The 22,381-nt window shown below is 77.9% G+C and carries 2 protein-coding genes; both read right to left on the bottom strand.

Features of this window, described 5'->3' with window-relative positions; genetic code table 11:
- Nucleotides 1-10: 10 nt before the first annotated feature.
- On the bottom strand, nt 11-9,292 hold the full coding sequence (locus tag LV78_RS12265; protein WP_253845184.1) for a type I polyketide synthase: 9,282 nt from the start codon (nt 9,290-9,292) through the stop codon (nt 11-13).
- A 13-nt stretch (nt 9,293-9,305) separates the two neighbouring features.
- A complete protein-coding gene (locus tag LV78_RS12260; RefSeq protein WP_253845183.1) occupies nt 9,306-22,241 on the bottom strand; it encodes a type I polyketide synthase in 12,936 nt (4,311 codons plus the stop codon).
- Nucleotides 22,242-22,381 lie beyond the last annotated feature (140 nt).

Here is a 22,381-nt window from a genome sequence, read left to right as displayed (position 1 = left end):
CTCGGGGTGGTCATCGCGCGGCGCGGCCGAGCTGGTTGTCGATGAAGTCGAACAGCTCGGTGGTGGAGGTGGCGTCGAAGTCGGGGCGCGCGCGGTCGGTGGCGGGCGCGTTCCAGCGGCTGAGGATGGCGCGGAGCCGGGCGGCGATCTCGTCGCGGTGGTCGTCGTCGTGGCCGACGACGGACAGGGCGGCTTCGAGGCGGTCCAGCTCGGCGAGGGCGGGTGGGGCGGCGGGGTCCTCCTCCGGGGTGGTGAGGTCGGACAGGAGCGCGGCGAGCGCGCGGGGGGTGGGGTGGTCGAACACGGCGGTGGCGGCGAGCCGGGCGCCGGTGGCGGCGGCGAGCCTGTTGCGCAGGTCGACGGCGGTGAGCGAGTCGAGGCCGAGGTCGGTGAACGGGCGGTCCAGGTCGACGCGGCGCGGGTCGCCGTGGCCGAGGACCGAGGCGACGTGAGCGCGGACCTCCTCGTCGAGGACGTGGTGGCGCTGCCCGCTCGGGGCGGCGGCGAGCCGGTCCGCGAGCGGCGCGGGGCCGTGGTCGGGGCGGTGCGGCAGCAGGTGGTCGGGGAGGGCGGTGCGGGGGGCGGCGACGACGTGGGCGCGGTCGGCGGCGATGGCGCGGGTCAGCGCCCGCTCCCCCGGCCCGGTGGCGGCGAGGGCGATCGAGGCCGCGGGGAGCCCGTTGGCCCGGCGGAGCGCGGCCAGCGCCTCGGTGAACGCGACGCCCGCCGAGTAGTGGGCGAAGCCGGTCGCGCCGAGCGCGCCGTCGAGCTCGGAGACCAGCACGAGGTGCCGGTCGGGCACGGCCTCGTGCAGCTCCCAGGCCTGCTCGGCGATCTGGCGCAGCGCCTCGGCGAGCGCGTCGTCGGTGAGCGCGGCCAGCAGCGCGGGCCTCGGCCGCTCCGCGTGCAGCACGACCGGGGCGACCGGCGTGATCTCGGGCCCGCTGACCGGTTCCAGGCGTGGCACGAGCACCTCCCCGTCGCGCACCAGGACGGCGGGCTCGCCGAGCGCCACGACCGGCGCGAGCCGCTCGGGCTCGCCGCCGATCAGGAAGATCCGGCCGGGCGCCTCGGCCTGGGCCGCGCGCACCAGGCCCCAGACCGCGGCGACGCCGGGGTCGGCGGGGTCCGGGGTGAGCACGACGAGCAGGCCGTCACCGGTGGCGCGGGCCCGCAGCTCGGCCAGCACCCGGCGGGTCTCGGTGTGCGCGGTGGTGACCGGGTCGGGGCCTGCGTGGACGCGGACGACCTCGGGGGTGGGGACGGAGGTCCGGGGCGGGGCGGGCCGGGGGACGGAGGTCTCGGGCACGGCGGCCCCGAACGCGTCGTTCCCGGTCTCGGGCGCGGCGGTCCGAGGCCCGCCGATCCCGGCCTCGGTCTCGGGCAGCCGCACCGGGCGCCACACGATCTCGTGCAGCGGGGTGTCGGCGGCCCGGTGGCCGACCTCGTCGGCGCGGGCGACCTCGGCGCCGCGCTCGTCGCGGAAGGCCCGGCCGTCCCAGGTCGTGGCGCGGCCCGCGCCGGTGGGGCGCAGCCCCCGCCAGCGCACCGGGTCCCGGTCACCGTCGGCGGCCAGGGCCAGGTCGACGTCGGTGGTGGGGCGGTCCTCTGCGGGGGCGGAGCCGGTGAGGGTCCCGCCCGCGATCTCGACCCAGCCGTCGGCCCAGACGTGCACGGTCACCTCGCGTCGTGCGCCGGTCTCCCCCGCGCCGATCAACTCGGCGGCGGTCGGCTGCGCGCCGTTCCCCTCGGCGCCGTTCCCCTCGGCGCCAATCAGCTCGGCACCGGTCAGCTCAGCGCTGGTCCTCCCCGCCCCTGCCCCATCGGTGCTGATCCGCACCGGGCCGACCTTGACCTGCACCCGCGTGCCGAGCCGCTCGGGCAGCGGCGGGACGTCCAGGTCCAGGACCGGGTGGCCGAGCTTGCGGCCCGCGTGCCAGGCGAGCGCGGCGATCTCGGTCGGGGTGAGCGGTCCGTCCGCCTCTCCGCTGAACAGCACGTAGCCGCTCCCCGCGACCGGGACGGCGTCGCCGAGGGTCGGGTGGGCGGCCGTCCGGGGGGTGCGGGCGGTGAGCCAGTAGCGCTCGCGCTGGAACGGCTGGGCGGGCAGTGCGACCAGCGCGCCGGGGAACGCAGTCCAGTCCACCGGGACGCCTCGGGCACGCAGGTGGGCGAACAGCTCGACCGCGCTGTCCGCCTCGGCGCGGTCGCGGCGCAGGACGGGGAGCGCGGCGGCACCGTCGGGGAGCAGGGTGGCCAGTGCGCCGGTCAGCACCGCGTCGGGGCCGATCTCGACGACGGTGGTGACCCCGGCGTCGAGCAGCGCGCGGGCGGCGTCGGCGAAGCGGACCGCGTCGCCGAGGTGCCGCACCCAGTAGTCCGGGTCGTCCCAGCGGCCACCGGAGGCGGCGGTGGGCGCGCAGGGCAGGTCGGGTTCGCGCAGGTCCAGGGTGGCGACGGCGGCGCGCATCCCGGCCTCCGCAGGGGCCATCAGCGGGGAGTGGAAGGCGTGGCTGACCGCGAGCCTGGTGTGCTGGAACGGCGCGGCGCAGGCGAGCACCTCCGCCTCGGGACCGGACAGGACCAGGGAGCCTGGCGCGTTGACGGCCGCGACCGCGACGCATCCCGGCAGGTCGAGGTCGTGCTCGTCGGCGCGCACCGCCACCATCGCCCCGCCGGGCGGCAGGGCCTGCATCAGGTCGCCGCGCGCGGTGACCAGCCGGGCCGCGTCGGGCAGCGACAGCACCCCGGCGGCGTGGGCGGCGGCGATCTCCCCCACGGAGTGGCCGACCACGAGGTCCGGGCGCACGCCCCAGGAGTCGAGCAGCCGCACGAGCGCGACCTCGATCGCGAACAGCGCGGGTTGCGCCACACCGGTCTGGTCGAGGCCCTCCCCCGTGGTGATCGCGACGCGCACCCGAGCCGGCAGCAGGTCGAGCACCTCGTCGTACGCCTGCGCGAACACGGGGAACCGCTCCGCGAGTTCCAGGCCCATGCCCGCGCGCTGCGCCCCCTGACCGGTGAACGCGAACGCCACCCGGCCCGGCGCGGCGGTCGGCAGGACCCGCGCGCGGCCGAGGTCGGCGGACGAGCGGGCGGCCACGACGGCGCGGTGCTCCAGCAGGGCGCGGCCGGCGCCGAGGGTGAACGCCAGGTCGGCGGGGTGCGCGTCGGTGGCGGCGAGCCGGGCCAGCTGCTCGGTGAGGGCGCGCGGGGTGCGGGCCGACACGACCACGGGGACGGGCAGGGCGGCACGGGGCTCGGGGGTGGGCTCGGGGTCGCCCTGTTCGAGGATGACGTGGGCGTTGGTGCCGCTGATGCCGAACGACGAGACGCCTGCGCGGCGCGGCCGGTCGTCGGGCCAGGCCCTGGGCTCGGTGAGCAGCTCCACCGCGCCGGACCAGTCGACGTGCGGGGTGGGCTCGCCGACGTGCAGCGTGCGCGGCATGATCCCGTGCCGCATCGCCTGCACGAGCTTGATCACCCCGCCGACGCCCGCCGCCGCCTGGGTGTGCCCGAGGTTCGACTTGAGCGAGCCCAGCCACAGCGGCCGGTCCCGCTCCCCGCCGTAGGTGGCGTGCAGCGCCTCGGCCTCGATCGGGTCGCCGAGCCTGGTGCCGGTGCCGTGCGCCTCCACCAGGTCGACGTCGGCGGGGCGCAGCCCGGCGGCGTCGAGCGCGGCGCGGACGACTCGCTGCTGCGCGGGCCCGCTGGGCGCGGTGAGGCCGTTGGAGGCCCCGTCGGAGTTGACCGCGCTGCCCCGCACGACGGCCAGCACGCGCAGCCCCCTGCGGCGGGCCTCGGTCAGCGTCGACAGCAGCAGCACGCCGACGCCCTCGGCCCAGCCGGTGCCGTCGGCGTCGGCGGAGAACGGCTTGCACCGGCCGTCCGGGGCCAGGCCCCGCTGGCGGGAGAACTCCACGAAGGCGGCGGGGGTGGACATCACGGCCGCGCCACCCGCGAGCGCCAGGTCGCACTCGCCGCCGCGCAGGGCCCGCGCGGCCAGGTGCAGCGCGACCAGGGACGAGGAGCAGGCGGTGTCGACGGTGATGGCCGGGCCTTCCAGGCCGAGCGCGTACGCGACCCGGCCGGAGGCGACGCTGCCCGCCGTGCCGCTGGCCAGGTAGCCCTCCAGCTCCGGGGGCGTGACGCCGCCCGAGCCGTAGTCGTGGTGCATCAGCCCGGTGAACACGCCGGTGCGGGTGCCGCGCGTGGAGCGCGGGTCGACGCCCGCGCCTTCCAGGGCCTCCCACGCGGTCTCCAGCAGGAGCCGCTGCTGCGGGTCGGTGGCCAGGGCCTCTCGTGGGGACATGCCGAAGAACTCCGCGTCGAACAGGTCCGCGTCGTGCAGGAAGCCGCCGTGACGGGTGTAGCTCGTCCCACTGCGCTCGGGGTCCGGGTCGTAGAGCGAGTCCAGGTCCCAGCCCCGGTTCACCGGGAAACCGCTCACCGCGTCCACCCCGTCCGCGACCAACCGCCACAGGTCCTCGGGCGAGGACACCCCGCCGGGGTAGCGGCAGGCCATGCCCACGATCGCGATCGGCTCGTCCACCGGGACCGGGGCGGTCGGGGCCTCGGCGGGGGTGATCGCGCCCGCGAGGTGCGCGGCCAGCGCGGCGGGGGTGGGGTGGTCGAACACGAGCGTGGTGGGCAGCCGCTGACCGGTCTGCTCGGCGATCCGGTTGCGCAGCTCGACGGCGGTGAGCGAGTCGAACCCCAGGTCGGTGAAGATCCGTTCGGCGGGGACGTCGGCGGTGTCGGCGTGCCCGAGCACCGAGGCGGCCTGGGCGCGCACCAGGTCCAGGAGGGCGCGCGCCCGGTCGGCCTCGGCGAGCGCGGCGAACCGGTCGGGCGCGGACGGCGCGGGCCGCGAGGTGGTCGGGGCGGGTGGCGCGAGGTGGGCGAGGGCGGGGTGGGGCGAGCCGCGCAGCCCGGCGCGGTCGAGCCCGGTCACGGCGAGCACGGGCGCGGCGCCGGTCGTGGCGGCGTCGAACGCGGCCAGCGCCTCCTCGGCGCGCAGCGGGGCGAGGCCCATCCCGGCGATGCGCTTGCGGTCCACTTCGGACAGACCGCCGGACATCGCGCTGTCCGACTCCCACAAACCCCAGGCGATCGACACGGCAGGCAGACCGAGCGCGTGCCGGTGCTCGGCCAACGCGTCCAGGAAAGTGTTGCCAGCGGCGTAGTTCGCCTGACCCGCCGTGCCCAGGACGCCGGCGACCGACGAGTACAGCACGAACGCCGACACATCACCGACCAGCTCGTGCAGGTTCCACGCCGCGTCCACCTTCGCCCGCAGCACCACGTCCACCTGCTCCGCAGACAACGACTCGACGGTCCCGTCCGCCAGCACACCCGCCGCGTGCACCACCGCCGTCACCGGGTGCTCGGCCAACAACCCCGCCAGCGCACCACGATCCGCCACGTCGCAGGCGGCGGCCACGACCTCGACGTCGCCGTCGATCTCGGGGGCGCGTCCGCTCCGGCTGGCCAGGACGAGCTTGCGCGTGCCGTGCGCGGCGACCAGGTGCCGGGCGATCGTGGCGCCGAGCGCGCCCGAGGCCCCGGTGACCAGGACGGTCCCCCAGTCCGGGGCAGTGCCGTCGGCGGGGGTCGTGGGCACGAGCCGGGGTTCGGTGGTGACACCGCCGTGCACGAGCGCGAACCGGCCGGGGTGCTCGGCGGCGGCGCTGCGCACCAGGCCGGTCACGGCGGCGTGCGCGAGGTCGTCCCCGTCGACGACGACGCCGAGCCGCCCGGAGCCCGGCAGCCAGTCGCGCAGCGCGGCCAGCGCGTGGTGCGCGGCGGCACGGGCGCGCTCGGGCAGCGGGCCCTCGCCCGAGGGGATCTCGGTGGTGGCGTCGAGCCGCTCGTCGGTGGCGCGCCACTGCGGCGCGAACAGCAGGCGGGTGGCGCCGAGGCCGCGCAGCGGGCGCAGGAGCAGCTCGTCGACGGTCAGCGCGGGCGCGCCGGAGGGGTCGGTCAGCAGCAGGGACACCGCGCGGTCGCCGGTGGGCGTGAGGCGGACGCGCGCCGCCGGCCCCGTCGTGGCGTGGACGTGCACGCCGCGCCAGGAGAACGGCAGCAGCGCCTCGCGGTCCTCCACGACGCCGGGCAGCAGCGGGTGCAGCGCCGCGTCGACCAGGGCGGGGTGCACCGGGTGGCCCGAGGCGGGAACGCCCTCGGGGAGGGCGACCTCGGCGAACAGCTCGCCGCCGCGCCGCCACACCCGGCGCAGGCCCCGGAACGCGGGTCCGTAGCCGTAGCCGTGCCGGTCGAGCCCGTCGTAGGAGGGCGCCAGCTCGACGGCCCCCTCGGGCGGCCACTCGCGCAGGTCCTCGGGGGTGCGGTCGGCGCGCGCCCCGGCCGGGGTCGTGACGCCGGTCGCGTGGTGGGTCCACGGTTCGCCGTCGCGGCGCGCGTACACCTCGACCGCGTCGCCGTCGCGCACCACGCGCACGGTGACCGCCTCGCCGTCCGGGAGGACGAGCGGTTCCGAGGTGGTCAGCTCGGCGAGGTCGCCGCCCGCGAGGCCGACCAGCGCCGTACCCGGCACGACGACCTCGCCGCGCACGCGGTGGTCGCCGAGCCACGGGTGGGCGGCGGTGGAGAGCAGGCCGGTGAGCACGGTGGACCCGTCGGGCAGGTCGACCGAGGCGCCCAGCAGCGGGTGCACGGCGGCAGTGAGGCCGGAGGCGGTGACGTCGCGCCGCCCGTCGGGTTCGAGCCAGAAGCGCTTGCGCTGGAACGGGTAGGTCGGCGCGGCGCCGCGCCGGGCGGTGGGCAGCGCGGCCGTCCAGTCCACGGGAACCCCGCGCACGTGCAGGGCCACCAGCGCCGCTGCGGCGGTCTCGGCCTCGGGGCGGTTCGCGCGCAGCGGGGCGATGGTGGCGAGGTCGTCGCGGGCCGCGGCGACGAGGCCGGAGAGCACCGCGTCGGGGCCCACCTCCACGACGGTGCGCACGCCCCGCTCGGCGAGCGCGGTCACCGCGTCGTGGAAGCGCACGGTCGCGCGGGCCTGCCGGGCCCAGTGACCGGGGTCGGTCCAGTCGGCGTCCGGGGACACCGCCGACACGGCGGGGACGGTGGGCGCGTGGTGGGTGAGGGTGCCTGCGAGCGCGTCCAGCTCGGCGAGCGCCGGTTCCACCAGCGGGGAGTGGAAGGCGTGGCTGACCGCGAGCCTGGTGTGCCGGAACGGCGCGGCGCAGGCGAGCACGGCCTCCTCCGGGCCGGACAGGACCAGGGAGCCGGGCGCGTTGACGGCCGCGACGGCGACCCCGTCCGGGAGGTCCAGCTCGTGCTCCCCGGCGCGCACCGCCACCATCGCCCCACCCGGCGGGAGGGCCTGCATCAGCGCGCCGCGCGCGGTGACCAGCCGGGCCGCGTCGGGCAGCGACAGCACACCCGCGACGTGGGCGGCGGCGAACTCCCCCGCGGAGTGGCCGACCACGAAGTCGGGGCGCACGCCCCAGGAGTCGAGCAGCCGCGCGAGCGCGACCTCGATGGCGAACAGCGCGGGCTGGGCGACCCCGGTCTCGTCGAGGCCCTCCCCCGTGGTGATCGCGACGCGCACCCGGTCGGGCAGCAGGTCGAGCACCTCGTCGTAGGCCTGCGCGAACACCGGGAAGCGCTCGGCCAGCTCCAGGCCCATGCCCGCGCGCTGCGCCCCCTGACCGGTGAACGCGAACGCCACCGGGCCGGGTTCGGCCGCCACGGCGGTGGGCACCTCGCGCAGCGCGCCGTCCACGGCGACCGCGCCCGCGCGGAACCGCATGGGCGCGCGGGTGGCAAGCGAGAGCGCGACGTCCGGGGTGATCGGGACGTCCGCGAGCCGCCCGGCCAGCTCCGCGACCGCCTCGGGCGCGCGCCCGGACAGCACCACGGGCAGCGGTCCCGCGCTCGGCTCGGGGGTGGGCTCGGGGTCGCCCTGCTCCAGGACGACGTGCGCGTTGGTGCCGCCGAACCCGAACGACGAGACCCCGGCGCGGCGTGGCCGGTCGTCGGGCCAGGCGCGGGGCTCGGTGAGCAGCTCGACGGCCCCGGACGACCAGTCCACGTGCCCGGTGGGCTCGCCGACGTGCAGCGTGCGCGGCATGACCCCGTGCCGCATCGCCTGCACGACCTTGATCACCCCGCCGACGCCCGCCGCCGCCTGGGAGTGGCCGATGTTGGACTTGAGCGAGCCCAGCCACAGCGGCCGGTCGCGCTCCTGCCCGTACACCGAGAGCAGCGCGCCCGCCTCGATCGGGTCGCCCAGGGTGGTGCCGGTGCCGTGCGCCTCCACCAGGTCCACCTCGGAACCCGACAGCCGGGCCGCCGCCAGCGCGGAGCGGATCACCCGCTCCTGCGCCGGGCCGCTCGGGGCGGTGAGCCCGTTGGAGGCCCCGTCGGAGTTGACCGCGCTGCCGCGCAGCACCGCGAGCACGCGGCGGCCGTCGCGGCGGGCGTCCGACAGCCTGGCCAGCAGCAGCACGCCGACGCCCTCGGCCCAGCCGGTGCCGCCCGCGTCGGCGGAGAACGACCGGCAGCGGCCGTCCGGGGACAGCCCGCGCAGCCGGGAGAACTCGACGAACGCGGTGGGCGTGGACATCACCGTCGCGCCGCCCGCGAGCGCCAGGTCGCACTCGCCCCGGCGCAGCGCGTCCGCCGCCAGGTGCAGCGCCACCAGGGACGAGGAGCAGGCGGTGTCGACGGTGACCGACGGCCCCTCGAAGCCGAAGGTGTAGGACAGGCGACCGGAGGCGATGCTGCCCGCGCTGCCGCTGAACAGGTAGCCCTCCACCTCGTCCGGCGGCAGGTTCGGGCGCGCCCCGTAGTCGCTGTACATGACGCCGGTGAACACGCCGGTCCGGCTGCCGCGCGCCGACTCCGGGTCGACGCCCGCGCCTTCCAGGGCCTCCCACGCGGTCTCCAGCAGGAGCCGCTGCTGCGGGTCGGTGGCGAGCGCCTCGCGCGGGGACATGCCGAAGAACTCCGCGTCGAACAGGTCCGCGTCGTGCAGGAACCCGCCTTGCCCGGTGGTGGAGCGGCCCACCCGCTCGGGGTCGGGGTCGTGCAGGTCGGCGGGCCAGCCCCGGTTGACCGGGAACGGGGTGACGGCGTCGCGGCCCTCGTCGACGAGCCGCCAGAGGTCGTCGGGCGAGGCGACGCCGCCGGGGTAGCGGCAGGCCATGCCGACGATCGCGATGGGTTCGTGCGCGCGGTCCTCGACCTGCTTGAGCCTGCGCCGGGCGTCGCGCGCGTCGGCGATGGCCCGCTTCAGGTAGTCGCGGAGCTTGTCTTCGTCAGCCACGTCGTCTCCCGTGTCAGTCGAGTTCGTCGACGAGCGCGAACAGCGCGTCGTCGTCGGCGGCGTCGAGGTCGGTGTCCTGGGCGGGCCGGGACTCGCCCCGGTCCAGCAGCGCGCGCAACCGGTCCAGCTCGCGCGGGTCGAGCAGGCCGTCGCGCAGCGCGGCGTCGAGGCGGTCCAGCAGCGGACCGGCCTGCTCGCGCGGGGACAGCAGCCCGGTCAGGTGCTCGGCGAGCGCGCCGGGGGTCGGGTGGTCGAACACCACGGTGGTGGGCAGGGTCAGGCCGAGCCGCTCGCCGAGCCGGTTGCGCAGCTCGACGGCGGTGAGCGAGTCGAACCCCAGGTCGGTGAACGGGCGGTCGCCCGCGATCGCGCCGGGGGTGTCGTGGCCGAGGACGGCGGCGACCTGGGCGGTGACGAGCGCGGGCAGGTCGGTGGTGGGGACCGGCGCGCGGCCCTCGGGCGCGGCGGCGGGCCGGGGTCGGGGGCGGACCAGGTCGCGCAGCGCGGCGGGCGGGTCGACCAGGTCCCGCAGCGCGGTCCGGTCGAACCCGGTGGCGGCGAGCACGGGCGCGCCGTGGGCGAGGGCGGCGTCGAACAGCTCCAGCCCGGTCGCGGTGGGCAGGGGGACCAGTCCGGCCCTGGCGATGCGCTTGCGGTCCACTTCGGACAGACCGCCGGACATCGCGCTGTCCGACTCCCACAAACCCCAGGCGATCGACACCGCGGGCAGACCGAGCGCGTGCCGGTGCTCGGCCAACGCGTCCAGGAAAGTATTGCCAGCGGCGTAATTCGCCTGACCCGCCGTCCCCAGCACACCGGCAACCGACGAGTACAGCACGAACGCCGACACGTCACCCACCAGCTCGTGCAGGTTCCACGCCGCGTCCACCTTCGCCCGCAGCACCACGTCCACCTGCTCCGCGGACAACGACTCCAGGGTCCCGTCCGCCAGCACACCCGCCGCGTGCACCACCGCCGTCACCGGGTGCTCGGCCAACAACCCCGCCAGCGCACCACGATCCGCCACGTCGCAGGCGAGCGCGGTGGCGCGGGCGCCGTGCCCGCCCAGCTCGGCGACCAGCTCCGCCGCGCCGGGCGCGTCCGGGCCGCGCCTGCTCACCAGCAGCAGCTCGCGCACCCCGTGCCCGGTGACCAGGTGCCTGGCCAGGGCGGCGCCGAGGGCGCCGGTCGCGCCGGTCAGCAGCACCGGGCCGCAGCCCCAGTCGACCCCGTTCCCGGCGCCCGCCGAGCGGGTCAGCCTGGGCACCAGGACCTGGCCGCCGCGCACCGCGACCTCGGGCTCGCCCAGCGCCAGCGCGGCGTCGAGCGCCTGCCCGGCACCGGGGTCGGCGTCGGCGTCGACCGAGGCGAGGAGGAACCGGCCGGGCTGCTCGGCCTGCGCGGTGCGGACCAGGCCGCGCACGGCCGCCTGCTCCACGCCGTCGCCGATCACCACGGCGAGCCGGTCGCCCGCGCCGCGCAGCGCGGTCAGCGCCTCGTGCACGGCGGCGCGGCCGGTGGCGCGCACCCGGTGCCGGGGCGGGACGGGAGTGGGCGCGGTCGTCCCGCCCGCCGCCCGCCAGGTCAGGGCGTGCAGGTCGGCGCGGGGCGCGCCCGCCCCGAGCGGGCGCAGCACCAGCTCGTCGACCTCCAGCACGGGCGCGCCCGCGTCGTCGGCCAGCACGAGGCTGACGGAGCCGTCCGCCCTGGTGAGCCTGGCGCGGGTGGCCGGGCCGCCGTCGTGCGCGTGGACGCCGTGCCAGGCGAACGGCACCACCGGGTCGGCGTCCTCGTCCACCACACCGGGCAGCAGCACGTGCAGCGCCGCGTCGAGCAGCGCCGGGTGCACCAGGAACCCGGTGGTGGGCTCCGGGGTGGCCAGCTCGGCGAAGACCTCCGCGCCGCGCCGCCACACCGCCCGCAGGCCCCGGAACGCCGCGCCGTAGTGGTAGCCGTGGTCGGCGAGCCGCTCGTAGACGCCGCCGAGGTCGACCGGTTCGGCGTCCGGCGGCGGCCACTGCCCGACGCCCGAGGGCTCGGGCGCTCGCCCGGTGAGCGCGCCGGTGGCGTGCAGCTCCCAGTCGCCGCCGTCCGCGCGCGAGTGGACGGTGACGGCGCGGCGCTCCCCGCCGGGCGGGGCGACGACGACCTGCAGGTCGACCGCGCCCAGCGCCAGCGGCGCGGCCAGGGTCAGCTCCGCCAGGTGCGGGGCGCCCGCGAGCCGCCCGGCCGCGAGCGCCAGCTCGGCGAACGCGGCCCCCGGCAGCAGGACGTCGGCGCGCACCCGGTGGTCGGCCCACCAGCCGGAGGCCGAGACGCGCCCGGTGAGCACGACCGGGCCGCCGTCGCCCGCCACCTCCACGGCCGCGCCGAGCACCGGGTGGCCGGTGCGGCGCAGCCCCGCCGCCGGGCGGGACGTGGTGGGCGCGTCGAGCCAGAACCGGCGGCCCTGGAACGGGTAGGTGGGCAGCGGCGCCGGTCGCGCGCCGGGGAAGTCCCAGCGCACCGGGACTCCCCTGGTGTGCAGGGTGGCCAGCGCGGTGAGCGCGCTCTGCGGCTCCGGTCGCCCGGCGCGCAGCAGCGGGACCGCGCTGCCCGGCTCGCCGAGCAGGCACTGGCGGGTGAGGGCGGTGAGCACGGCGTCCGGGCCCAGCTCGACGAACTCGGTGACGCCGGACCGCTCGGCGGCGCGCACGGCGTCCAGGAAGCGCACGGACTCGCGGATGTGCCGCACCCAGTAGTCGGGGTTGCGCAGCTGGTTCGAGGTCGCGGGCTCGCCGGTCAGGTCGGAGACGACGGTGATCCGGGGCTCGCGGAACGCGATGCCCGCCAGGTCGGCGCGGAAGCCCTCCAGGACCTCGTCCATGTGCGGCGAGTGGAAGGCGTGGCTGACCACGAGCGCGCGGCCCCGCCTCCCCCTGGAGCGCCAGTCGGCCAGGACGCGGGCGACCGCGTGGCCGTCGCCGGAGACGACGACCGAGCGGGGCCCGTTGACGGCGGCGATCGCCACCCCCGGCCGCAGCGCGGCGCGCACCTCGTCCTCGGTGGCCTCGACCGCGGCCATCGCACCGTCGTCGCGGGCGGCCTGCATGGCCTTGCCGCGCGCCGCGACGAGCGTGCACGCGTCCGCCAGGTCGAGCACGCCCGCGACGTGCGCGGCGACGACCCCGCCGATGGAGTGGCCGAGCACGACGTCCGGGCGCACGCCCCGGTCCTCGGCGAAGCGGGCCAGCGCGACCTCGACGGCGAACAGGGCGGCCTGGGTGTAGCGGGTCTGGTCGAGCAGGGCCGCGTCGGCGGTGTCGGGCTCGGCGAACAGCACCGCCCGCAGTGGCCGCTCCAGCACCGGGTCGAAGCGCGCGCACACCTCGTCGAGCGCGTCCCGGAACACCGGGGACCAGGCGGCCAGCTCGCGGCCCGCGCCGAGGCGCTGGCTGCCCTGGCCGGTGAACAGGAACGCGGTCCTGCCGCGTCCCGCGCCGCCGCCGAGGACGACCTGGGGACCGTCGAGGTCGGCGAGGCCGCGCAGCAGGGCGTCGCGGTCGCCGACGACGGCGGCGCGCTCGGGCAGCCGGGACCGGCCCGCCAGGGTGAGGGCCGCGTCGGCGGGGTCGAGGTCGGGGTGGGCGAGGAGGTGGGCGCGCAGGCGGGTGGCCTGGGCGCGCAGCGCCGCGCCGTCGCGGGCGGACAGCAGCAGGGCGGTGGGGCCGGTGGTCGGCTCCCGGCGGGGTTCGGGGGTGGTGGGGGCCTGTTCGAGGATGACGTGGGCGTTGGTGCCGCTGATGCCGAAGGAGGAGACCCCGGCGCGCCGAGGCCGGTCGTCGGGCCAGGCGCGGGGTTCGGCGAGCAGCTCGACCGCGCCGGACGACCAGTCCACGTGGTCGGTGCGCTCGCCGACGTGCAGCGTGCGCGGCATGATCCCGTGCCGCATGGCCTGGACGACCTTGATGATGCCGCCGACGCCCGCAGCGGCCTGGGAGTGGCCGATGTTGGACTTCAGGGAGCCCAGCCACAGCGGGTGCTCGCGCTCCTGCCCGTAGACCGAGAGCAGCGCGGTCGCCTCGATGGGGTCGCCGAGGGTGGTGCCGGTGCCGTGCGCCTCGACCAGGTCGACGTCGGGTCCGGAGAGCCGGGCCGCCGCCAGCGCGGAGCGGATCACCCGCTCCTGGGCGGGGCCGCTCGGGGCGGTGAGGCCGTTGGAGGCGCCGTCGGAGTTGACCGCGCTGCCGCGCACGACGGCCAGCACGTCCATGCCCCGGCGGCGGGCCTCGGACAGGGTGGTCACCAGCAGCAGCCCGACGCCCTCGGCCCAGCCGGTGCCGTCGGCGTCGGCGGAGAACGACTTGCAGCGGCCGTCCGGGGACAGCCCGCGCTGGCGGGAGAACTCGACGAACGTGCCGGGGCCCGCCATGACGGTGACGCCGCCCGCGAGCGCCAGGTCGCACTCGCCGCCGCGCAGCGCCTGCGCGGCCAGGTGCAGGGCGACCAGGGAGGAGGAGCAGGCGGTGTCGACGGTGATCGCGGGGCCTTCGAGCCCGAAGGTGTAGGCGAGGCGGCCGGAGACCACGCTGGAGGTGTTGCCCGCCAGCAGGAAGCCCTCGACCTCGCCGGGGGTCTCCGGCAGGCGGGACGCGTAGTCGTCGTACATGACGCCGGTGAACACGCCGGTCCGGGTGCCGCGCAGCGACTCGGGGGTGACCCCGGCGTCCTCGAACGTCTTCCACGCGGTCTCCAGCAGGAGCCGCTGCTGCGGGTCGGTCGCCAGGGCCTCACGCGGGGACATGCCGAAGAACTCGGCGTCGAACAGGTCCGCGTCGTGCAGGAAGCCGCCGTGGCGGGTGTAGCTGGTGCCGACGCGCTCGGGGTCCGGGTCGTAGAGCGAGTCCAGGTCCCAGCCACGGTTCACCGGGAAGCCGCTCACCGCGTCCACGCCGTCCGCGACCAACCGCCACAGGTCCTCGGGCGAGGACACGCCGCCGGGGTAGCGGCAGGCCATGCCCACGATCGCGATCGGCTCGTCCGGGGCCCTCCTCGGGGTGGGCGCGGTGGGGGTGGCGGGTCCGGCGGCGCCCGCGAGGTGCGCGGCCAGCCCTGCGGGGGTGGGGTGGTCGAACACCAGGGTCGGGGGGAGGCGCAGGCCGGTGGCGGCGATGAGCCGGTTGCGCAGGTCGACGCCCGCGAGCGAGTCGAAGCCCTGCTCCCGGAACGCCCGCTCGGGGTCGACGGCGGCCGGGTCGGCGTGCCCGAGCGCGGCGGCGGCGGACCTGAGCACCAGGTCGAGCGCGGACGAGCCGGTGAACGCGCCCGCACCCGAGGCGACGGCGGCCGGGGCGGTCCTGACCCGCACGAGGCCGCGCAGCGGCGCGGGCACCGCGCCACCGGGGTCGACCCGGCCGGGCTCCAGCGCGGCGGGCACCAGCAGCGCCGGGACGGTGGGCAGGGGTTGGGCGGGGGCGGGGCCGTTGGCGGCGGGCCCATCGGACGCGGCCTGTCCTGACGCGGGCCCATCGGACTCGGCTCGGCTGGGCGTGGTTCGGCCGGACACCGCCTGCTCAGGCGCGCCCCCATCGGACGCGCCCCGGTCGCCACGAGCCCGCAGCCCGCCGAGCAGCGCCCGGTCGAACAGCTCCAGTCCGCGCTCCGGTGACAGCGGCGCCACCCCCGAGCGGGCCCAGCGGGCGACGTCGGCCTCGGACAGCGCCTCCCCCATGCCCGCGTCCCACAGGCCCCAGGCGAGCGAGACGCCCGCGAGGCCGAGGTCGCGGCGGTGCTGGGCCAAGGCGTCCAGGTAGGTGTTCGCGGCGGCGTAGTTCGCCTGCCCCGCCGTGCCGAGCACGCCGGAGACGGAGGAGAACAGCACGAACGCGTCCACGTCCCCCGCCAGCTCGTGCAGGTGCCGGGCCGCGTCCGCCTTGCCCGCCAGCACCCGGTCCACCTGCTCGTCCGTGAGGGCGGCGACGGTCGCGTCGTCCAGCACGCCCGCCGCGTGCACGACGGCGGCGAGCCGCTCGCCCGCCAGCAGCGCGGCCAGCGCGTCCCGGTCGGACACGTCGCAGGCCACGACCCGCGCGCCCAGCTCGTCGGCCAGCTCGCGGGCGCCGGGGGCGTCCGGGCCGCGCCTGCTCACCAGCAGCAGGTCGCGCACCCCGTGCCGCTCGTGCAGCCGCCGGGCCACCAGCGCGCCCAGCCCGCCGGTGCCGCCGGTGACCAGCACCGCGCCGTCCAGGCGGACCGGCGCGGCGGCGGGCAGGTCGGCGCGGACCAGGCGCGGCGCGAGGCAGCGACCGCCGCGCACGGCCACCTGCGGCTCGCCGGTGGCCAGCGCGGCGGCGACGTCCTCGTCGCGCTCGGCGTCGACCACGACGACCTGGTCCGGGTGCTCGGACTGCACCGCTCGCACCAGGCCCCACACGGCCGCGCCCGCCAGGTCGCGCACCGGCCCGCCCGCGGCGACCGCGCCCCAGGTGCGCAGGACCAGCCGCTCGGTCGGGTCGTGCTCCTCGGCCAGCCAGTCCTTGACCAGGGCCAGCGCGCGGCGCACGGCGGCGCTCGGGTCGCCCGCGCCCGAGGGCGGCACCACGACGTGCTCGCCGACCGGCAGGTCCGCGGGCACCTCGGGCCACTCCACGGTGAACACCGGGGCCGAGGCGAGCGCCCCCCTGGGGGTGGCGCGCAGGGTGACCGCGTCGACCGAGCCGAGCGGCCTGCCCGCGCCGTCCGCGATGGCGACGGCGTACTCGTCGGGGCCGACCGGGGTGATCCGGGCGCGCAGCTCGGTGACGCCCTCGGCGGCCAGCTCGACGCCGCGCCAGGCGAACGGCAGCAGGAGGGAGCCGTCGGCGGGGCGCAGCACCATCGGGTGCAGCAGGGCGTCGAGCAGCGCCGGGTGCGCGGTGAACGCCCGGTCCCCGGTGTCGACGGCCACCTCGGCGTAGCGCACGTCGCCGTCGCGCCACAGGCCGCGCAGCCCCCGGAACGGGTCGCCGTAGTCGTAGCCGAGGGCGGCGAGCCTGGCGTAGGCGTCGTCGACGGGCTCGAGGACCGCGTGCTCGGGCACCAGCACCGGCTCGGGCTCGGCGGCGGCCGGGGCGAGCAGGCCGGAGGCGTGCCGCAGCCAGCCGTCCGCGCGGGAGTGCACGGTGAAGCGGCCGTCGCGGACCTCGACCTGCACCTCCACCTCGCCGGTGGCCGGCACGAGCAGCGGCTTCTCCAGGGTCAGCTCGTCCACCCTGGGCAACCCGGCGCGGGCGCCCGCGCCGAGCGCGAGGTCCAGGAACGCGGTGGCGGGCACCAGCACCGCGCCGTCGACGACGTGCCCGGCCAGCCACGGCTGCGCGGCCAGCGAGACCCGGCCGGACAGCACGAGCGCGCCCGGCTCGGCCAGCTCGACGGTCGTGTCGACCAGCGCGGAGGCGCGGGCGGGCCCGGTGAGCCAGTAGCGGTCGCGCCGGAACGGCTGGGTGGGCAGCGGGGCCGGTTCGGCGTCCGGGACGAGGGAGGCGAGGTCCAGCGGCGCGCCGAGCGCGTGCGCCTCGGCCAGGCCTCGGGTGAACACCTCCACCTCGGGGCGGCCCGCGCGGCCGAGGGCGACGGCGGGCGCGCCCTGGGCGCGGACCAGCGGGGCCAGCACGGCGTCCGGGCCCACCTCGACGAACACGCCCGCGCCGAGGTCGCGCAGCGCGCGCACCGCGTCCTGGAAGCGCACGGTGGCGCGGACGTGGCGGGTCCAGTGGTCGGCGGAGGCGTCGAGCGGCTCGCCGGTCACCGAGGACACCACGGGCAGCCGGGGCTCGTGGTGCTCGACGGTCGCGGCGATCGCGTGGAACTCGTCGAGCACCCCGTCCACGTGGTGCGAGTGGAAGGCGTGGCTGACCGCGAGCCTGCGGGCGCGGGGGAAGCGGGCGGCCAGCTCCAGCACCGGGCCCTCGTCGCCGGACAGGACGAGCGAGCCGGGACCGTTGACGGCCGCGAGGCACACCCCGTCGGGCAGCACCACGTCCCGCTCGTCGGCCTGGACGGCGACCATCACGCCGCCTGGCCGCGCGGCCTGCATGAGCCTGCCGCGCGCGGCGACCAGCAGCGCCGCGTCGGGCAGGGTCAGCACGCCCGCGAGGTGGGCGGCGACCAGCTCGCCGAGCGAGTGGCCCGCCAGCAGGTCGGGGGTCAGGCCGTGGTGCTCGGCGAGCCGGTGCTGGGCGACCTCGAACGCGAACAGCGCGGGCTGGGCGTAGCGGGTCTCGTGCAGCTCGGGGCCGTCGCCGAGCACGACGTCGCGCAGCGGCCGGTCCAGGTGCGGGTCGAGCGCGGCGCACGCCTCGTCGAAGGCGGCGGCGAACACCGGGTGGGCGGCGGCCAGCTCGCGGCCCATGCCCGCGCGCTGGCTGCCCTGGCCGGTGAGCAGCACGGCGGTGCGGGCGCCCGCGACGGCGCGCACCGGCGTGACGTCGGCCAGCGCCCGCGCGAAGTCCTCGGCGGTGACGCCGACGACGGCGGCCCGGTGCTCGAACGGGGAGCGGGCGGCCAGCGCGCGGGCGACGCCGACGACGTCCGGGTCGGGCAGCGCGGCGAGCTGTGAGGCGCGGGCGCGGACGGCGTCGGCGTCGGGGCCGGACAGCAGCCACGGGACGGGGGTGGTGGCCGGGACGCGGGTGGCGGCGCGCTCCGGGTCGCCCTGCTCCAGGACGACGTGCGCGTTGGTGCCGCTGATGCCGAACGACGACACCCCGGCGCGGCGCGGGCGGCCGTCGGGCCAGGCGCGGGACTCGGTGAGCAGCCGCACGTCGCCCGCCGACCAGTCCACGCGCGGGGTGGGCTCGGTGACGTGCAGGGTGCGCGGGAGGACGCCGTGCCGCATGGCCTGCACGAGCTTGATCACCCCGCCGACGCCCGCGGCGGCCTGGGTGTGGCCGAGGTTGGACTTGAGCGAGCCGAGCCACAGCGGGCGGTCGCGGTCGTGGCCGTAGGTGGCGAGTATCGCCTCGGCCTCGACCGGGTCGCCGAGCGCGGTGCCGGTGCCGTGCGCCTCCACCAGGTCGACGTCGCCGGTCGCCAGGCCCGCGTCGGCCAGGGCGTGCCGGATGACCTGCCGCTGGGCGCGCCCGCTGGGGGCGGTGAGGCCGTTGGAGGCACCGTCGGAGTTGATCGCGCTGCCCCGGATCAGGGCGAGCACGCGGTGGCCGTTGCGGCGGGCGTCGGAGAGCCGCTCCAGGACGAGCAGGCCCACGCCCTCCGCCCACGCGGTGCCGTCGGCGTCGGCGGAGAACGACTTGCAGCGGGCGTCGGCGGACAGGCCGTGCTGGCGGGAGAACTCCAGGAACATGCCGGGCGCGGCCAGCACCGAGACGCCGCCCGCGATGGCGGTGCTCGACTCGCCCGAGCGCAGCGAGCGGACCGCCAGGTGCAGCGCGACCAGCGAGGACGAGCAGGCCGTGTCGACGGTGAGCGCGGGGCCGACGAGGCCGAGGTGGTAGGCGATGCGGCCGGACAGGACGCTGGGCGCGGAGCCGGTGAGCACGTGGCCCTCGGAGCGCTCGCCCGCCTCGTGCATCCTCGGCCCGTAGTCGCCGGAGGTGCCGCCGACGAACACGCCGGTGCGGGTGCCGCGCAGCGCGGCGTGGTCCAGGCCGGCGCGCTCGACGGCCTCCCACGCGGTGTGCAGGAGCAGGCGCTGCTGCGGGTCGGTGGCCAGCGCCTCGCGCGGGGACATGCCGAAGAACCCGGCGTCGAACTCGGCCGCGCCGGTCAGGAAGCCGCCCTCGCGGACGTAGCTGGCGCCCGAGCGGTCCGGGTCGGGGTGGTAGAGGTCGGCGGGCCAGCCCCGGTCGGTGGGGAACGGGCCGACGGCGTCGCGCTCGTCGGCGACGAGCCGCCAGAGGTCCTCGGGGGAGGCGACGTCGCCGGGGTAGCGGCAGGCCATGCCGATGACGGCGATGGGCTCGGCGGGGTCGCCGTCGGGTGTGGGCGGTTGGGGGGACTCCGGGGTCTCGGCGCTCGCGAGGTGGGCGGCGAGGTCGCCGGGGGTGGGGTGGTCGTAGAGCAGGCCGGTGGGCAGGGGGCGGTCCAGGGCGGTGGCGAGGGCCTCGCGGAGTTCGACGCCCATGAGGGAGTCCAGGCCGAGCGCGCGGAAGGTCAGGGTCCGGTCGACGCCTGCGGGGTCGCGCCTGCCGAGCACGGCGGCGACGTGCGCGAGGACCAGGTCTGCGACCTCGTGGGCGGGGAGGGCTCCGGTGGACGTGGCGGGCGCGGCAGGCCGGGTCGCTGCGGGTGCTGCGGCGGGTGCGCCTGCGGGCGGCCGGGCGCCCGTGGGCGCCGGGGCGGGTGTCGTGGTGGTGAACCAGTGGTGCTCGCGCTGGAACGGGTAGGTCGGCAGGGGCACGCGTCGGGCGCCCGTGCCCGCGTAGACGCCGGGCCAGCGGACCTCGAAGCCGCGCGCGTGGGCCGTGCCGAGCGCGGTCAGGGCGGTGACCGCCTCGTCGGCCCCGGCGCGCAGGAGCGGGACGGCGCGCAGGCCGAGCGCGCCCGCCAGCGCGGACAGCACGCCGTCCGGGCCCAGCTCGACGTGCAGGTCGGCCCCGGCGGCGAGGGCGGCGTCGGCGAACCGGACGGGCTCGCGGATCTGGCGCACCCAGTGGTCGGGGTCGGTGAGGTCCTCGACGCGGCCGGTCCTGGAGGACACGACGGTCAGGCGCGCGGGGCGCAGGTCGAGTCCGGTGACGACCTCGCGGAACGGCTCCAGCGCCGGGTCGACCAGGTGCGAGTGGAAGGCGTGGCTCACCGGGAGCCGCGTGGTGCGGCGGCCCTGGGCGCGCAGCTCCTCCGCGCACCGCGCGACCGGCCCCTCCTCGCCGGACAGGACCAGGGAGCGCGGCCCGTTCACCGCCGCGAGGCACACCCCGGCGGGCAGGTCGAGCTCGTCCTCGGCGGCCTCGACGGCGATCATCGCGCCACCGGGCGGCAGCGCGCCCATGAGCCTGCCGCGCGCGGCGACCAGCCGGGCCGCGTCGGGCAGGGACAGCACGCCCGCCACGTGCGCGGCGGCGACCTCGCCGACCGAGTGGCCGACGAGCGCGGACGGCGTCAGGCCCCAGGACCCGGCGAGCCGGTGGGCGGCGACCTCGACCGCGAACAGCGCGGGCTGCGCCCACTCCGTGCCGTCCAGCCCGGTCCCGGTCGCGATCACCTCGCGCAGGTCGCGGGGCAGGTGCGGGTGGAGCGCGGCGCACACCTCGTCGAAGGCGGCGGCGAACGCGGGGAACGCCAGGCGCAGCCGCGATCCCATGCCCGCGCGCTGCGCGCCCTGCCCGGTGAACAGGAAGCCGAGCGAACCGCCGCCACCGGAACCGACCACCACGGCGGGGTCGGGCGCCCCGGAGGCGAGCGCGTCGAGCCCGACGTCGAGCCCGGCCCGGTCGGCGGCGACCACGACGGCCCGGTGCTCGAACGCGGTGCGGGTGGTGGCGACGGACCAGCCGAGGTCGGCGGGCGCGCCGTCGACCCGGCGCAGCCGGTCGGCCTGCGCGCGCAGGGCGGCGGGGGTGCGCCCGGAGAGGGGCACCGCGACCGGCGCGGGATGGTTCGCCTGCGCGGGATTGACTGCCAGCGCGGGGTCGGCCACCGGCGCGAGTTCGGTCGGGGCCGACGACGTTCCGAAGTCCACAAAGGATGTTCCCGCGCCCTCCCCCACCGGCGGCGGCTCCGCCACCACCACGTGCGCGTTCGTGCCGCCCATCCCGAACGAGCTCACCCCCGCCACGAGCCTGCGGTCGGGCGCCGCCCACCCCGACAGTCCCGTGTGGACGGTCAGCCCCAGTTCGGCCAGCGGGATCGCGGGGTTCGGCGTGGTGTGGTTGAGCGTCGCGGGCAGCGCGCGGTGCCGGATCGCCAGCAGCACCTTCACCAGCCCGGTGATGCCCGCCGCGCCCTCCAGGTGGCCGACGTTGGTCTTCACCGACCCGACCGCCAGCGGTTCCGCTCGCCCGGCGAACACCGCGCCCAGCGCCGCCGCCTCGACCGGGTCGCCGACCGGGGTGCCGGTGCCGTGCAGCTCCACGTACTGGACCTGGTCCGGGGTCACCCCGGCCTGCTCCAGGGCGGCCCTGATCACCAGCTCCTGGGCGCGCGCGTCCGGCACGGTCAGCCCCGGCGTGGCCCCGTCGTTGTTGACCGCGCTGCCCAGGAGCACCGCGCGGACGTCGTCTCCGTCCGCGAGCGCCCGGCGCAGCGGCTTGAGCACCACGGCCGCCGCGCCCTCGCCGCGCACGTAGCCGTTGGCGCCCGCGTCGAAGGTCCGGCACCGCCCGTCCGGCGACAGCCCGCCGAACCGGCGCGCGCCCTCCGCGCCCTCCGCCAGCAGGTTGAGGTTCACCCCCGCCGCGATCGCCAGCGGGACCTCGCCGGAGCGCACCGCGCGCGCCGCCACGTGCACGGCAACCAGCGACGACGACTGCGCGGTGTCCACCACGACGCTGGGCCCGCGCAGGTCGAGCGCGAACGAGACCCGGTTGGCGATGATCCCCCGGTGGGTGCCGGTGTTGGTGTGCTGGGTGATCGCGCCGCTGCCGAGCACCAGGGTCGCGTAGTCGTCGCGCAGCGCGCCCACGAACACCGCCGAGGCGCTGCCCGCCAACCGCTCGGGGACGATGCCCGCGTCCTCCAGGGCCTCCCACACCAGCTCCAGCACCAGCCGCTGCTGCGGGTCGGTGGCCGCGGCCTCGCGCGGGGACACGCCGAAGAAGTCGGCGTCGAAGTCGCCCACCCGCTCCAGGAACGCGCCGAACCGCGCGCCCGCCTCGGCGGGGACGCCCCGCAGCCCGCCCGCCCGGTCGTCGGGGACCTCGGTCACCGAGTGCCCGCCGTCCACGAGCAGCCGCCAGAAGGCGTCGGGATCGGGCGCGCCCGGCAACCGGCAGGACAGTCCGACCACCGCCACCGCGTCATCCACGTTCGTCATCGGCCGCCCTTCCGCACCGGGGATTGCTGTTGCCCCCCGTTCCTACCGAGAAATGGCGCGGAACCAGTCACGGACCGGTAGCCGGGCGTTCTCGGGCCGCGCGATTACCGGTCCGTGACCGCACCCCCGATAACGTCCGG

Source organism: Actinosynnema pretiosum (genome assembly GCF_024171695.1).
In the GTDB taxonomy this organism is placed as follows: Bacteria; Actinomycetota; Actinomycetes; order Mycobacteriales; family Pseudonocardiaceae; genus Actinosynnema; species Actinosynnema pretiosum.
The sequence above is the reverse complement of the archived record's forward strand: the minus strand, read 5'-3'. Positions and strand labels throughout refer to the sequence as shown.